Raw genomic sequence first — 13,918 nt, forward strand, 5'->3', positions numbered from 1 at the left:
CCCCGCCGACCAGGCCTCCACCCGGGCTCCGGTCTCCCTGGTCCTGACCTGCCTCGTCGTGGCCGGGCTCAGCCTGATGCCCCTGGGATTCGTGATCGTCTCCTCGGCCCAGGTGCCGCCCAGCGAGGCGATCGACTTCCTGGTGCGACCGCGCATCGGCGAGCTGCTGTGGAACACGACCCGGCTCCTGGTCGGCGGGGTGCTGCTGAGCGCCGCGATCGGCGTCGGCGCCGCGTGGCTGGTCGTCCGCACCGACCTCCCGCGGCCCGGGCTGTGGCACGGCCTGCTGTGCGCGCCGCTCGCCGTGCCGGCGTTCGTCAACGGCTTCGGCTGGGTGTCCACCACCCACGCAGTGCAGAGCTTCCCCGGCGCCGTCCTGGTCGTCAGCCTGTCCTACTACCCGCTGGTCTACCTGCCCGCCGTGGCCGCGCTGCGCCGTCTCGACTCCAGCGTCGAGGACGTCGCCGCCGGGTTGGGCCACCGGCCGGTGTCGGCCTTCTTCCGTGTCGTGCTCCCGGCGATCAGCCCGGCCGTCCTGGGCGGTTCGCTGCTGGTGGGCCTGCACCTGCTGGGGGAGTACGGCGCCCTCCAGCTGCTCAACTACCCCACGCTGACGACCGCGATCCTGGCGCAGTACGCCTCCACCTTCAACGGCCCGGCCGCCACGTTGCTGGCGCTCGTCCTCGTCGCGTTCTGCCTGGTGCTGCTCGGCCTCGAGCTGCTGGTGCGCGGTCGCCGACGTCACGCCCGCGTCGGCGCCGGCGTCACCCGCACCCCGACGCGGCACCGCCTCGGGGTGCTGCGGCTGCCCTCGGTGGGGGCGCTGGCCCTGCTGCTGGTGCTGGCGCTCGGCATCCCGATGCTGAGCCTGACCCGCTGGATGGTCCGCGGCAACTCCACCACCTTCCCGGCCGGCGACCTGTGGGCCTCGGCCACCTCGACGCTCGGCCTCGCGGTCGTCGGCGGCGCGCTCGCGACCGCCGCTGCGGTCCCGGTGGCGTGGCTGGCCGTCCGTCACCGACGCCCGCTCGGCACCCTGGTCGAACGCTCGATCTACCCCGCCAACGCCTTGCCGGGCATCGTCGTGGCGCTGGCGCTGGTGACGATCTCGATCCGGGTCGTGCCGGGGCTCTACCAGACGCTCCCGGTGCTGCTCCTGGGCTACGCCATCCTCTTCCTGCCGCGTGCGGTCGTCAGCGTGCGCTCCACCTTCGAGCTGGCCCCGCCCGTGCTCGAGGACGTCGCCCGGTCGCTCGGCTGCTCCGGGCGCCAGGTGGCCCGCCGCGTCACGCTGCCCCTGCTGCTCCCGGGGCTGACCTCCGGCATGGCCCTGGTCTCGCTGGCGATCAGCACCGAGCTCACCGCCACGCTCCTGCTCGCCCCGACCGCTGTCTCCACGCTCGCGACCGACTTCTGGCAGCGCGCCGCGTCGGTCGCCTACGGTGCCGCGGCGCCGTACGCCGTGCTGATGATCCTGCTGTCCCTCCCCGCGACGGTGCTGCTCGCCCGCGCCGCCACCCGGGAGGTCCAGTGAGCGAGCTGAAGGTCACCGGGCTGACCAAGTCCTACGGCGCCACCCGCGTGCTCAACGGAGTCGACCTCACCGTGCCGGTCGGCATCACCTCGGTGCTCGGCTCGTCGGGCTGCGGCAAGACGACGCTGCTGCGCATCATCGCCGGGTTCCTCGACCCCGACGCGGGCTCGGTCCGACTCGGCACCCGGGCGCTGGTCGGCGAGGGTCGCACCGTGCCGGCGCACGAGCGCCACATCGGCTACGTGCCGCAGGAGGGTGCGCTCTTCCCGCACCTCGACGTGCGTGCCAACATCGCCTTCGGGCTGCCTCGTCGCGAGCGCAAGAACAGCAAGGTGGGGGAGATGCTCGAGCTCGTCGAGCTCCCGTCCTCTGCCGCGAGGCGCTTCCCGCACGAGCTGTCCGGCGGCCAGCAGCAACGCGTCGCTCTGGCCCGCGCCCTCGCCTCCGATCCCGCGGTCGTGCTGCTCGACGAGCCGTTCTCCTCGCTCGACGCCTCGCTGCGGGAGGACACCGGTCGCGCCGTCGCCCGCGCCCTGCGCGCGCGCAACGCCACCGCCCTGCTGGTCACCCATGACCAGGGCGAGGCCCTCTCGCTCGCCGACCAGGTCGCGGTGATGGCTGCGGGGCGCTTCCTCCAGGTCGCCTCGCCCGACGAGCTCTACCTCTCGCCGGCCACCCCGGGCGTCGCCGCCTTCGTCGGCAATGCCGTCCTGATCCAGGCTGACGCCACCGGCGACACCGCGACGTCGAGCCTGGGGGTGGTCCGGCTGCGCACCCCGGCGACCGGTCCGGTGCTGCTGGCCATCCGCCCCGAGCAGGTCCAGGTGCGCCCGATCGGCGACGCGACGGGCCCGGCAGTGGGACGGGTCGTCGAGGTGAGCTACTTCGGCCACGACGCCACCGTGCGCACCTCGGTGGGCGACCACGGTGCCGTCGTCACCGCGCGGGTCACCGCCGACGGCGTCCCCGTGGTCGGAAGCCGGGTCTCGCTGACTGTCTCGGGTGCGGTGATCGCCTTCCCTGCGGGGCAGGCGACGTGACCGCCGACCTGACGGGGCAGCTCCTGCCCACCGAGCTCGCTCGCGTCGACGCGCTGCCGTTCCTGACCGGCCCCGACCACGCGACCGCGCTCGTCGCCATGGGCGGCGACGTCACCTACGGGGAGCTCCGGCGCCGCGTCGAGGCGCGCGGCTGCGAGCTGGGCGCCGTACGACGCCTCGTGCTGCTGGAGGCCGCCCACGACGTCGACAGCGTCGTGACCTACCTCGCGGCGCTGGCCGGGCGGCACCCGTTGCTGCTGCTCGGGCCGGGTGAGCTGGAGCGCTCGGCCCACCTCGTGACGACCTACCGGCCCGACGTCGTCCAGGACGGAGCCGGCCTGCGGGAGCTGCGGCAGGGCACCGCCCACGACCTGCACCCCGACCTGGCGCTCCTGCTGAGCACCTCCGGGTCGACCGGCTCGCCCAAGCTCGTGCGGCTCTCACTGACCAACCTGGAGGCCAACGCCCGGAGCGTCGCGGCCTACCTCTCGGTGCGCGCGAGCGACCGCGCGGTCACCTCGTTGCCGCTGCACTACTGCTACGGGCTGTCGGTCCTCAACAGCCACCTGCTGGTCGGCGCCGGGGTCGTCCTCACCGACCTGTCGGTCGCCGACGAGTGCTTCTGGGACCTGGTGCGGGCGCACGACGTCACGAGCCTGAGCGGGGTCCCGCACACCTTCGAGCTGCTGGAGGCCAGCGGCTTCGAGCGTCGCGAAACGCCCACCCTGCGCTACCTCACGCAGGCCGGCGGCCGGATGGACCCCGAGCGGATCCGCGGGTTCGCCGAGCTCGGCCGACGTCGCGGGTTCGACCTGTTCGTGATGTACGGCCAGACCGAGGCGACGGCCCGCATGGCCTACCTGCCCAGCGACCTGGTCGCCGAGCGACCCGAGGCGATCGGGGTGGCGGTGCCGGGTGGACGTCTGTGCGTGGAGCCGGTCGAGGGGCTCGGGGAGGGGATCGGCGAGCTCGTCTACGAGGGTCCCAACGTGATGCTCGGCTATGCCCACGACCCCGCCGACCTGGCACGGGGCGCGACCCTGACGCGGCTGCGCACCGGTGACCTCGGCCGGCTCGCGGCCGACGGCCTGTTCGAGGTCGTGGGGCGGCGCAGCCGCTTCGCCAAGGTCCTCGGCCTGCGGCTCGACCTCGACCGGGTCGAGCGGCTGCTCGAAGATCAGGGTCTGGTCGCCCGGCTGGTCGCGGACGACGCGGTCATCTGCGCGTTCGTCGACCGACCGCGGGTGCAGACCCGGGTGCGGGAGGCGCTGGCCGAGATCACCACCCTGCCGCCGGGAGCGCTGCGGGTCGAGCGGCTGGGGTCGCTGCCGCTCACGTCGACCGGCAAGCCTGATCGCGCGAGCCTCACCGGCCACCTCGCACGGCTGCGCTCCGAGGAGCCCGCCCCGGCGCAGCCCGGGGGAGCGACACCGGCCACCGCCTCGCCCGAAGCGGTGCGCGACCTCTACGCCGTACTGCTCGGGAGGCCGGAGGCCTCGAGTGCCGACAGCTTCGCCGCGCTCGGCGGCGACTCGCTGTCCTACGTCGAGGTGTCGATGCGGCTCAGCTCGCTGCTGGGGGAGCTGCCGACGGGCTGGGCGCACCTGACGCCGACGCAGCTTGCTGCCTCGGCCAGGCGGCCGAGACGCTTCGTGGTGCGCGTCGACGCCTCCGCCGTGCTCCGGGCGGTCGCGATCCTGCTGGTGCTCATCACCCACGCCGACCTGGTGCTGGTGGCCGGGGGAGCTCACGTCCTGCTGGCCGTCGCCGGCTACAACCTGGCGCGCTTCCAGCTCGGGCTCACCGACCGGGGCGACCGGATCCGCGGGGTCCTGCGCGGTGCGTGGCACGTCGCGCTGCCGGCCTTCTGCTGGATCGGTGCCGTCGCGGCCGTGACGAGTGCCTACGACACCTCCACGGTCTTCCTGCTCAACGGCTTCCTGGGGCGCGACACCTGGGACGACAACTGGCAGTTCTGGTTCATCGAGGCCGTGGTGCTGGGCTACCTCGCGCTCGCCGTGCTGCTCGCGGTGCCGGCGCTCGACCTGTGGCAGCGGCGCGCGCCGTTCGGCTCCGCCCTGGTGGTGCTCGCGGTGACGCTGGCGGTGCGCTACGTGACGGTCGGGGTCGAGGCCGGGCCCACCGAGCGCTACTCGGCTGCGGTCGTGCTGTGGTGCGTGGCGCTCGGCTGGGCGGCTGCTGCTGCCCGCGGCCGTCTCCAGCACGCGCTTGTCGGCGTGCTCGCCGTCGTCGCCACGGCAGGCTTCTTCGCCGACGGCCAGCGTGAGGCGATCGTGGTGGCCGGCATCCTCGTCCTGCTGCTGGACCGACCCGTGCCGCTGCCACGCGCCGTGGGCCTCGCCGTCGGGGTCGTCTCGTCCGCCAGCCTGTGGATCTACCTGACGCACTGGCAGGTCTACCCGCTGCTGGAGGCCGCCGGGCACCCCTACCTCGCAGTGCTGGCGTCACTCGTCGTCGGGATCGTGGCGCACGCGGTCTACACCCGGCTCGGAGCGCGACCGGGGAGCCTCGGGCGAGGATTTTTCAGGACGCTGCGGGCACGGAAGCCCCGGGCCTGATGTCGCTGGCGACGTCCAGGATCCAGGCCACGGGGTCCTCACCCGACTCGAAGCCAGGGGCGCGGCGCCAGACCTCGTGGAAGACCGCGACGACCTGGTCGGCTCTCGCGTCGCCGCGGCGCTGGGGCGCCACGGTGGCAAGCACGAGGGCGTAGAACAGGTCGACGAGGGTGCCGAGCGCCTCGGACTCGCCGTCGGCGCAGCGCAGCACGAGGACGGAGATGAAGCCCGCGCACGGGTCGAGGGGTGGCACGGCGCGCAGTGGGGGCTGAGACATCAGACCTTCTCGGTTGATTCGTAGGGGCACAGGTTCAGCGTGGGGGGAAGCGCTCACCGACGACAGGCCCAAACTTATGCAAGTTGCGGTGGGAATTGCACAAGACCGGATCTGATGAGCCAATAGAGGGGGCCTCCATCGGTCGTCCAGGGGCGGGGGGGCAGTGTGAGCACGTACGAGGGCGACCCGGTGCCGGAGGGCCTGGCGATCCAGCAGGTGAGTGACCTGCTCGGCGTCCCCGCGCCCACCCTGCGGTCCTGGGAGCGCCGCTACGGGATCCCCGTGACCAGGCGCAGCGACGGCGGACACCGTCGCTACTCGGCCTCCGCACTGCACGAGCTGCGGTTGATGCGCGACGAGGTGGCCCGCGGGAGGAAGGCCTCGGACGCGGCACGCTCGGTCTGGGCGCTGCTCGACACCGAGGGCCCTGCCCAGGCACGGATCCAGCGGCTGCTCACCGCCTCGCGCGAGCTCGAGCCCCGCGCCGTGCGCGAGGTCCTCGAGGACGCACGGAGCGACCTCGGGCTCGGCCCCGCGCTGGACGAGGTGCTGATGCCGAGCATGCGCCAGATCGGCAGCTGGTGGGAGAGCGGCCACTGCGACATCGCCCAGGAGCACCTCACGACCGAGGCTGCGCGCGCCTGGCTCTCCTGGCTGGTCTCGATCGCCCCGCCACCGGTCCACGAAGCCCCGGTGCTGCTCGCCTGCGGCCCCCGCGACCTGCACACGCTGGGCCTCGAGGCGCTCGCTGCGCTGCTGTCCCACGATGGCCTGGCCACGCGACTCCTCGGCGCCCGGACACCTCGGCGCACGCTGGTCGCCGCGGTCGCGGCGACCGAGGCCCCTGCCGTCGTGGTGGTCTCCCACCTCTCGACCCAGCGTCGCCCCGCAGTGGACGCGCTGGTCGCGGTCGCCGGGACCGGGCCGCAGGTCTTCTACGCCGGCAACGCGTTCCTCTTCCCCGACTCACGTGAGGGCGTCCCGGGGACCTACCTCGGCGCCTCGCTCTCCGGGGCCGCTGCGGTCATCCGCGAGCGGCTGCTGTCCACCTGAGCAGGACCAACGGCCCTACCGGGGAGCCGGGGTCGGGACGACCCTGGAGGTCCACCCTGAGGAGGTTGTCGTGCTGGATTCCATCGAGATGTCGCGCCCGGAGGCCGAGGCGCTGCTGCGGATCGGCGTCGTCGGCCGTGTCGCGCTGTGCACCGAGGACGGACCGCACGTCGTCCCGGTCAACTACTCGGTCGTGGACGACCAGATCCTGCTGCGGACCACGTCCTACAGCGCGCTGGGTCGACTCGCGCGCGGCAACCTCGTTGCCTTCGAGGTCGACCATCTCGACCTCGAGCAGCACCACGGCTGGAGCGTCGTGGTCCGTGGCCGCGCCGAGGTCGTGAGCGATCCCGCCGAGCTCGACCACATCGAGGCGGTCTGGCCACCCCGCCCCTGGGCCGGCGGCAACAGGCCGCTCGTCATCCGGATCCCGTGGAGCGAGGTGACCGGACGGACGCTCGGTCGGGGCTGGGACCCGCAGGCGCAGGCGGCCTACCGCCGCACGCTCGCGACGTGACAGTCCTCCACGCTCCGACGACGGGGCCCTGAGGCATGCGCCTGGTCGTCGCGCTCGGCGGCAACGCGTTGCTCCGCCGCGGGGAGAAGCCGGACGCCGCGATCCAGCAGGAGCACGTCGCCGAGGCGGCGCCCGCGCTCGCCCGCATCGCCCGCGACCACGAGCTCGTGCTGGTCCACGGCAACGGCCCCCAGGTCGGGATGCTGGCGCTCGAGAGCGCCGCGGACGCCAACCTCTCGCGGCCCTACCCCTTCAGCGACCTGGTCGCTGAGACCCAGGGCGTCATCGGCTACTGGCTGCAGCAGGGCCTTGCCAACGCCGGCCTCGCGACCCCGGTGGTCACCCTCGTGACCCAGACCCTCGTCGAGGCCGACGACCCGGCGTTCGACGACCCGACCAAGTTCGTCGGCAGCATCTACGACGAGTCCCGTGCCCGCGAGCTCGCCGAGGCCGGCAGGTGGTCGGTGAAGCGGGACGGCGCCGGCTGGCGTCGGGTCGTCGCCTCGCCACGGCCCTGTGGGGTCGTGGAGATCGAGATCGCCCGCTCGCTGCTCGAGCAGGGCACCACCGTCGTGCTCGGCGGCGGCGGCGGTGTGCCCGTCGTACGCACGCCCCGCGGGCTGCTGGGGGTGGAGGCGGTGGTCGACAAGGACTACGTCGCCGCGCTCGTGGCCGAAACGCTCGGTGCCGACCTGCTCGTGATGCTGACCGACGTGAGCGCTGTGCAGGAGGGCTTCGGCACGCCGCAGGCGCGGGCGCTGCACCGGGTGTCGATCGCGGAGCTCGACGGACTCGACCTGCCCGACGGCTCCATGGGGCCCAAGGTCGAGGCGGCCTGCGCCTTCGCCACGCGGACCGGCGGTCGGGCCGCCATCGGGTCGTTGTCCGAGGCCGCCGAGGTCGTGGCCGGCACCGCCGGCACCCAGGTCCACGCCGACTGAGCCCTGGCTGGATCGCTGGCTGGGGTGGGCCGAGGTCACTGCCGCCAGGGACCTTCGGCTCTACGACACGGCCGCGCCGGGGGCCAGAGTCGAGCCATGGTCGACACCTCAGAGTCCCGCCCCGTCCTGGTCGCCGTTGCCGGCGACGGCTCCGAGTCCGCCGTGCGCTACGGCGTCGCGGAGGCCGCGCGTCGTCGTACGACGGTGCACCTCGTGCACGTGATCGACCTGGTGCCGTGGCGCGAGCCAGCGGTGCTGGGGGTGGCGGAGCGGCGCGCCCGCAAGGGCGAGGAGACACTGTGGGACGCCGTGGCCTACGCGCGTTCCCTGGCCGGTGAGCGGGTGGTGGTGACCAGCGAGCTCTTCCACGGCGAGGTGATCTCGGGCCTGCTCGAGGTCGGCCAGGAGGCTGCGCTGCTGGTGCTGCGCCGTCGTCAGCCCCTCGTGTCGGCCGGGCAGGCCCAGGCGGTGTGCCTCAAGGTGGCCGCCCGCTCCCGTGTGCCCGTCGTCTGCGTTCCCCACGACTGGCATGGCGTCGAGGGCGCCACGACGGTCACCGTCGGTGTCGACCACGCCGCGACCAGCGGGGCGACCCTGCGCGAGGCACTGGCGGCCTCCAAGCGCCGCGGCGCCGGGCTGCGCATCATGTGCGGCTGGTGGATGGCCCGCGACAACGATCACGCCGGAGCGACCCACGGCATCGACCCGCGCTCGGTCCGCAGCGACCTCGAGCGGGTCGTCGCCACGATCGTGGCCGACGACGACAGCCTGGCCACCGTGCCGGTGACCATCGAAGTCCTGCACGCCCGGCCCGCCGACCTCCTCGTGGACGCCTCGCACGGCACGGACCTGCTGGTGGTCGGACGTCATGACCCGCTCGTGCCCAGCGGATCGCGCATCGGGCCCGTCGCCCGCGCCGTGGTCGCGCGCGCCTCCTGCCCCGTCCTGCTCCCGGTCCCGGGTGAGGCGCCGCACCTGTGGCACGGTCCCGCCCAGCACCACGCCCCGCAGCTGCGGACCGGTGCCCGTGCTTGACGTACGACGCGACCTCACCGCGATCACCGACGAGGAGGTCGTTGCGCTCGACGCCTGGTGGCGGGCCAGCCTCTACCTCACCGTCGGCCAGATCTACCTGCGCGACAACGTGCTCCTCCGTGAGCCCCTGCGTCCGGAGCACATCAAGCCGCGCCTGCTCGGGCACTGGGGGACCAGTCCCGGCCTCGCCTTCGTCTACGCGCACGCCTCGCGGCTGATCCGCGAGACCGGTGACCGCGCCATCTACCTCGCCGGTCCCGGCCACGGCGGCCCCGCGCTCGTCGCGGCGTCCTGGCTCGAGGGCTCCTACACCGAGACCTACCCGCGGGTGACCCAGGACGCGGAGGGACTGCGGCGCCTCTGCCGACAGTTCTCCAGCCCGGGCGGCATCCCCAGCCACGTGTCCGTGACGACGCCCGGCTCGATCCACGAGGGGGGTGAGCTCGGCTACGTGCTGGTGCACGCCTTCGGTGCGGTCATGGACAACCCCGACCTCCTGGCCCTCGCGGTCGTGGGGGACGGTGAGGCCGAGACGGGCCCGCTCGAGGGCTCCTGGAAGGGCATCTCCTTCCTCAACCCCGAGCGCGACGGTGCCGTCCTGCCGGTTCTGCACCTCAACGACGCCAAGATCAGCGGTCCGACGGTGCTGGGCCGCAAGGATCGGGCCGAGGTGCGCTCGCTCTTCGAGGGCCACGGCTATGAGGTCATCGAGGTGGAGGGCTCCGACCTGCCCGGGATGCACCACCGCTTCGCCGCTGCACTCGGTGGGGCGTGGCAACGCATCCGCGAGATCCAGGACGACGCGCGCAGCGGCGCGTGGACCGGCGCACGCCCGCGCTGGCCGATGATCGTGCTGCGCACCCCCAAGGGCTGGACCGGTCCGGACGTCGTCGACGGCGTGCAGGTCGGCGGCACCTTTCGTTCCCACCAGGTCCCGCTGTCCGGCGTACGGGAGAATCCCGAGCACCTGGCCCGGCTGGAGTCCTGGCTGCGGTCCTACCGCCCCGACGAGCTCTTCGACGACCTGGGCCGGCCCACGACGACCGCCTTCGGCCCGCACGGTGCGCAGCGGATGAGCGCGTCGCCGCACGCGAACGGTGGGGTGCTGACGCGGGACCTGGTCCTGCGCGACTTCCGCGACTACGCCGTCGACGTCGCGAGCCCCGGTGTCGAGCGGGCGGAGTCGACGCGGCGCCTGGGTCACCTGTTGCGCGACGTCTACAGCGACAACCCGGACACCTTCCGGCTGTTCTGTCCCGACGAGACCAACAGCAACCGCCTCGGCGACGTGTTCAGCGTCTCCGACCGCGCCTTCATGGAGCGGGTCGAGCCCGTCGACGACCACCTGTCGCGGCACGGGCGCGTCATGGAGGTCCTCTCGGAGCACAACTGCCACGGGTGGTTGGAGGGTTACACGCTGACCGGCCGGCACGGACTCTTCGCCACCTACGAGGCGTTCGCGATGGTGAGCGCCTCTCAGACGGTGCAGCACAGCAAGTGGCTCGAGGAGGCGCGGTCCCTGCCCTGGCGGGCCCCGGTGCCGAGCCTCAACATCCTGCTGACGTCGACGGCCTGGCGCAACGACCACAACGGCTTCTCCCACCAGGGCCCCGGCCTGATCCAGGTCATGCTCACGCACCGCGGCGACGTCACGCGTGCCTACTTCCCGCCCGACGCCAACTGCCTGCTGTCGGTGGCCGACCACTGCCTGCGCTCGCGCTCCTATGTCAACCTGATCGTGATCGACAAGCAGCCGCAGCTGCAGTACCTCTCGATGGATGAAGCCATCGCCCACTGCGCTGCTGGTGCCGGGGTCTGGGACTGGGCCGGCAACGACGACGGCACGGCGCAGCCCGACATCGTGCTCGCCTGCGCGGGGGACACCCCCACGCTCGAGACGGTCGCTGCTGCGCAGATCCTGCGTGAGCGGGTGCCCCAGCTGCGCACGCGGGTCGTCAATGTCGTCGACCTGATGGGCCTGGTGCGCCCGCGCAGCCACCCGCACGGGATGAGCGACCTCTTCTTCTCCGAGCTGTTCACCGACACCGCGGACGTCGTCTTCGCCTTCCACGGCTTCCCCGGAGCCATCCACCAGCTGGTGCACGGTCGCCCGGACGCGGACCGGTTCCACGTGCGCGGCTTCATCGAGGAGGGCACGACGACGACACCGTTCGACATGACGGTGCTCAACAAGATCTCGCGCTACCACCTCGTCATGGACGCGCTGAACAATGCCCGTACCACCCCGCGAGGCGCCCAGGAGCTCCTCGGGTGGTGCCAGGACCAGCTGGACCTGCACCACGCCTACGTGCGTGAGCACCTGGAGGACATGCCGGAGATCAGCGACTGGCGCGTGGGCTCCCGCTGACCCACGGCCACGGCCACGGCCCACGTCCCAGGGCAAAGGCCCGGGCTGCTGGGGTCCTTGGACCCTGCACCCGGCTCGCTGCTCCAGGCACGATCGGAGCATGACCTCTCACGTGAAGCACTGCATCGTCGTCGGTGTCGACGGCTCGCCCGCCTCGGACGCGGCCCTGGACTGGGCTGCCGCGGAGGCGGTCCGACGCCGGCGTCGGCTCCACCTGTGCGGCGTGGGGGAGCGCGAGCTGCCCGGCGGCGACGCCGCGATGTACGTCACCGAGATCCTCGAGCTTGCCGAGACCGATGCCGTCGCACGGGCGGAGGCTGCCCTCGACGCCGCCGCCGCGCGGGTGTCCGAACGCTGGCCCGGGCTGGAGTTCACGCGGGAGAGCGTCCTCGGCAACCCCGCGGGCGTCCTCGTGGAGCACTCGGCGCACGCGGAGTCGATCGTCCTCGGCCACCGCGGACACGGCGTCATCGTCGGAGCGCTGCTCGGCTCGGTGGCCCACCAGGTCGCTGCCCACGCCTCGTGCCCGGTGGTGGTCGTCCGCACCTCTGGTGCTGGCGCCACAGCCCCCGGGACCACCTTCCAGCCCGACCCTGAGGTCCTCCGGACCGGTGGCGTGGTCGTGGGCGTCGACGGGTCCGCCGGGTCCGAGGAAGCCGTCGGCTACGCCTTTGATGAGGCGGCCGTCCGCGGCTGCGACCTCCACGTCGTGAAGGCGTGGTGGACCTCCACGGCCGGCCTCTCCCGCAGCCTCAAGCTCGACTTCCAGAACGCCGAGCGCCTGGCCGCGTCGGAGACGCTGGTCGGATGGGCAGACAAGTACCCCGACGTCACCGTCCACGTGACCGTCCCCATGGCACCGACGGTCGCCTCGCTCGTGCGGGCCGGCACCGGAGCAGAGCTCCTGGTCGTCGGCAACCGCGGACTCGGTGGCTTCCGGCGCCTGCTGCTGGGCTCCGTCAGCCACGGCGTGCTCCAGCACGCCACCTGTCCCGTCGCCATCGTCCGGAACGCCGAGTCCGCCTGATCCGGCGCCGCCGGCCACGAGCGGCACTGGGGAGGATCCCACCGCCCGCGGAGCGCGCGCTCCTCACTCCCGCCTGTTGAAGGAGATCTTCCGGCCCGGGTGGTGCGTGGTGTCGTAGGACGGGTGGTGTGCGAGGTGGTGATGTCGCGAGCACAGCAACCGGCCACCCTCGACCGAGGTGCCACCACCACGGGACCACGCGACCTCGTGGTGGGCTTCGCACCACGACGCGGCCCGGTCACACCCGATGGTCGTGCACCCACCGTCACGGACCCCGAGCGCGACCCGCTGGACCTCGGAGTGAAAACGACGCTTCCGCCCCACGTCGAGGACCTGCGAGCCACCGCCCAGCACGACCGGGATCACCCCCGCCTGACACGCCAACAACCGCGCCAGACCAGGACTGATCATCGTGCCCGTGTCGAGGTGGGCTGCCTTCAGCCCACCCAGCAACGTCTCGTAGTCCATCGTCACCACCACGCTCGCGCTCACCCCACCAGCGTGGGGGAGCTTCTCGGCCGGGTAGCGGGTGACGTAGTCACCGAACGCCTGACCCATCCCCTCCGGAGTCGCACCACCACCCGTGCGGCGGGGGGGGACGCGTGGGCCTGCAACGCCTTGCGCAGGAAGTCGGCCTTCCACGTCGGCAGCGTGAACCGCCCGTAGGTCCTGCCGTGACCGTCATCGGACATCGTGAACCGCTGCGCCGCCTCGGCCGCCTTCTCCTCCGCGTCGAGCTGCTGGGCGAGCTGGGCCTCACCGGCCTCGGGGGCCACCACGTCCAGGACCCGCTTGCCGAGGACCCGCAACGCTTTCGCGTCATGGTGAGCAGCCTCGGCGAGCAGGTGCTCCCGGGCCTGGGCCCGCACCGCCGGGTCCACCTCGTCGGGGAGCGCATCGACGGCCCACACGATCTCGTGGGCCTGCCCGGCCCGCAGGTCACCGGCCACCAGCGCGGCCTCGACCGGGCCGTGGCGTTCCTCCACTGCGACCGCGTGCTTCACCCTCCGGTGTGCCTCCACGGCGGTGACCCGGGTGTGGTGCGCCAACCACGACGCGACCGATGTGGCGCCCACCGAGTCAGCCGCACCCGTGCGGTGCGCATGTGCGAGGACCCGGATCCCGAGCCCCTCGAGCTGCGACCGCACCCGCGCGTCAGCCAACAGCGCCTCACGCGCCTCGAGGTCGCCCATCGACCACGCCGGGGACTGCGCCACACCCGCGAGCACCGCCTCGAGCTGCGCATAGGCAGCAAGGATCGGGTGCTCCCGATCGACATGCTGCCCGGTGGTGGTCATGAATCCATTGGATCAGGGCCTACCGACACTGGGACCCTCAGAGCCAGGCCGAAATGTCCACATGGGGGATAACCCCCAAGAAAAGTTTTCGGGACCCGTTTGGCGGGGCGGGGTGGGTGTGATGTCTCAGGACATCGGTGACACTCGACCTCTGAACCCTGATCCACCGACGGATGTGGTGTTGTGAGCGTGGCGTAGAACGAGAATGCCCTTGCTGGGCGGGAGAATCGGAGTTACCAGACAACGATT

At 72.6% G+C, this 13,918-nt stretch carries 12 protein-coding genes; 9 read left to right on the plus strand and 3 right to left on the minus strand.

Annotated features, from left to right (window positions below):
* The first annotated feature begins 76 nt into the window (after positions 1 to 76).
* Genes BM204_RS20975 through BM204_RS20985 form a run of 3 tightly spaced genes read left to right on the plus strand, consistent with a single transcriptional unit; the run spans position 77 to position 5,153 of the window.
* A complete protein-coding gene (locus tag BM204_RS20975) occupies positions 77 to 1,534 on the plus strand; it encodes an ABC transporter permease (protein ID WP_091117441.1) in 1,458 nt (485 codons plus the stop codon).
* Positions 1,531 to 2,574, plus strand: coding sequence for an ABC transporter ATP-binding protein (locus BM204_RS20980; RefSeq protein ID WP_091117422.1), 1,044 nt, complete (start codon positions 1,531 to 1,533; stop codon positions 2,572 to 2,574). The genes BM204_RS20975 and BM204_RS20980 overlap by 4 nt, the downstream gene beginning before the upstream one ends.
* Positions 2,571 to 5,153 (plus strand): AMP-binding protein, encoded by a 2,583-nt coding sequence (locus tag BM204_RS20985; protein WP_091117424.1) that lies wholly within the window; start codon positions 2,571 to 2,573, stop codon positions 5,151 to 5,153. Before BM204_RS20980 ends, BM204_RS20985 begins: the two co-directional genes overlap by 4 nt.
* Here BM204_RS20985 and BM204_RS20990 read toward each other — a convergent pair.
* Complete coding sequence (locus tag BM204_RS20990; protein WP_143099863.1) at positions 5,119 to 5,430, minus strand: hypothetical protein; 312 nt, start codon at positions 5,428 to 5,430, stop codon at positions 5,119 to 5,121. The genes BM204_RS20985 and BM204_RS20990 overlap by 35 nt on opposite strands.
* Positions 5,431 to 5,595: 165 nt before the next feature.
* Between BM204_RS20990 and BM204_RS20995 the strand changes: the two genes are divergently transcribed.
* The 6 genes from BM204_RS20995 (at position 5,596) to BM204_RS21020 (ending at position 12,371) form a co-directional block, all read left to right on the plus strand.
* Complete coding sequence (locus BM204_RS20995; RefSeq protein ID WP_091117427.1) at positions 5,596 to 6,483, plus strand: MerR family transcriptional regulator; 888 nt, start codon at positions 5,596 to 5,598, stop codon at positions 6,481 to 6,483.
* Between the two features lie 70 nt (positions 6,484 to 6,553).
* Entirely contained in the window at positions 6,554 to 7,000 is a 447-nt protein-coding gene (locus BM204_RS21000; protein ID WP_091117429.1) for a pyridoxamine 5'-phosphate oxidase family protein, read from the plus strand.
* 35 nt (positions 7,001 to 7,035) lie between these two features.
* Positions 7,036 to 7,941 carry a carbamate kinase gene (locus BM204_RS21005; protein WP_091117431.1) on the plus strand — a complete coding sequence of 302 codons (906 nt, stop codon included), beginning with the start codon at positions 7,036 to 7,038 and terminating at the stop codon, positions 7,939 to 7,941.
* Between the two features lie 96 nt (positions 7,942 to 8,037).
* Positions 8,038 to 8,976 (plus strand): universal stress protein, encoded by a 939-nt coding sequence (locus BM204_RS21010; protein WP_091117433.1) that lies wholly within the window; start codon positions 8,038 to 8,040, stop codon positions 8,974 to 8,976.
* Positions 8,963 to 11,344: a phosphoketolase family protein gene (locus BM204_RS21015; protein ID WP_170259300.1), complete on the plus strand. Its 2,382-nt coding sequence runs from the start codon at positions 8,963 to 8,965 to the stop codon at positions 11,342 to 11,344. Before BM204_RS21010 ends, BM204_RS21015 begins: the two co-directional genes overlap by 14 nt.
* A 100-nt stretch (positions 11,345 to 11,444) precedes the next feature.
* Positions 11,445 to 12,371 (plus strand): universal stress protein, encoded by a 927-nt coding sequence (locus tag BM204_RS21020; protein WP_091117435.1) that lies wholly within the window; start codon positions 11,445 to 11,447, stop codon positions 12,369 to 12,371.
* A gap of 63 nt (positions 12,372 to 12,434) precedes the next feature.
* On the opposite strand, the gene BM204_RS21025 is transcribed toward BM204_RS21020, so the two are convergent.
* Together BM204_RS21025 and BM204_RS21030 are read right to left on the minus strand one after the other, a co-directional pair.
* Complete coding sequence (locus BM204_RS21025) at positions 12,435 to 12,863, minus strand: HNH endonuclease signature motif containing protein (protein WP_256215834.1); 429 nt, start codon at positions 12,861 to 12,863, stop codon at positions 12,435 to 12,437.
* The gene (locus tag BM204_RS21030; protein ID WP_091117438.1) at positions 12,860 to 13,669 is read right to left on the minus strand and encodes a DUF222 domain-containing protein; all 810 of its coding nucleotides are present in this window, start codon (positions 13,667 to 13,669) and stop codon (positions 12,860 to 12,862) included. The genes BM204_RS21025 and BM204_RS21030 overlap by 4 nt, the downstream gene beginning before the upstream one ends.
* Positions 13,670 to 13,918 lie beyond the last annotated feature (249 nt).

The organism is Nocardioides psychrotolerans, from assembly GCF_900113685.1.
Lineage (GTDB): Bacteria > Actinomycetota > Actinomycetes > Propionibacteriales > Nocardioidaceae > Nocardioides > Nocardioides psychrotolerans.

Coding starts and splice junctions, on each gene's coding strand:
- BM204_RS20975 (WP_091117441.1), top strand. CDS start 77: ATGCCCCTGGGATTCGTGATCGTCTCCTCGGCCCAGGTGCCGCCCAGC.
- BM204_RS20990 (WP_143099863.1), bottom strand. CDS start 5,430: ATGTCTCAGCCCCCACTGCGCGCCGTGCCACCCCTCGACCCGTGCGCG.
- BM204_RS21005 (WP_091117431.1), top strand. CDS start 7,036: ATGCGCCTGGTCGTCGCGCTCGGCGGCAACGCGTTGCTCCGCCGCGGG.
- BM204_RS21010 (WP_091117433.1), top strand. CDS start 8,038: ATGGTCGACACCTCAGAGTCCCGCCCCGTCCTGGTCGCCGTTGCCGGC.
- BM204_RS21020 (WP_091117435.1), top strand. CDS start 11,445: ATGACCTCTCACGTGAAGCACTGCATCGTCGTCGGTGTCGACGGCTCG.
- BM204_RS21030 (WP_091117438.1), bottom strand. CDS start 13,669: ATGACCACCACCGGGCAGCATGTCGATCGGGAGCACCCGATCCTTGCT.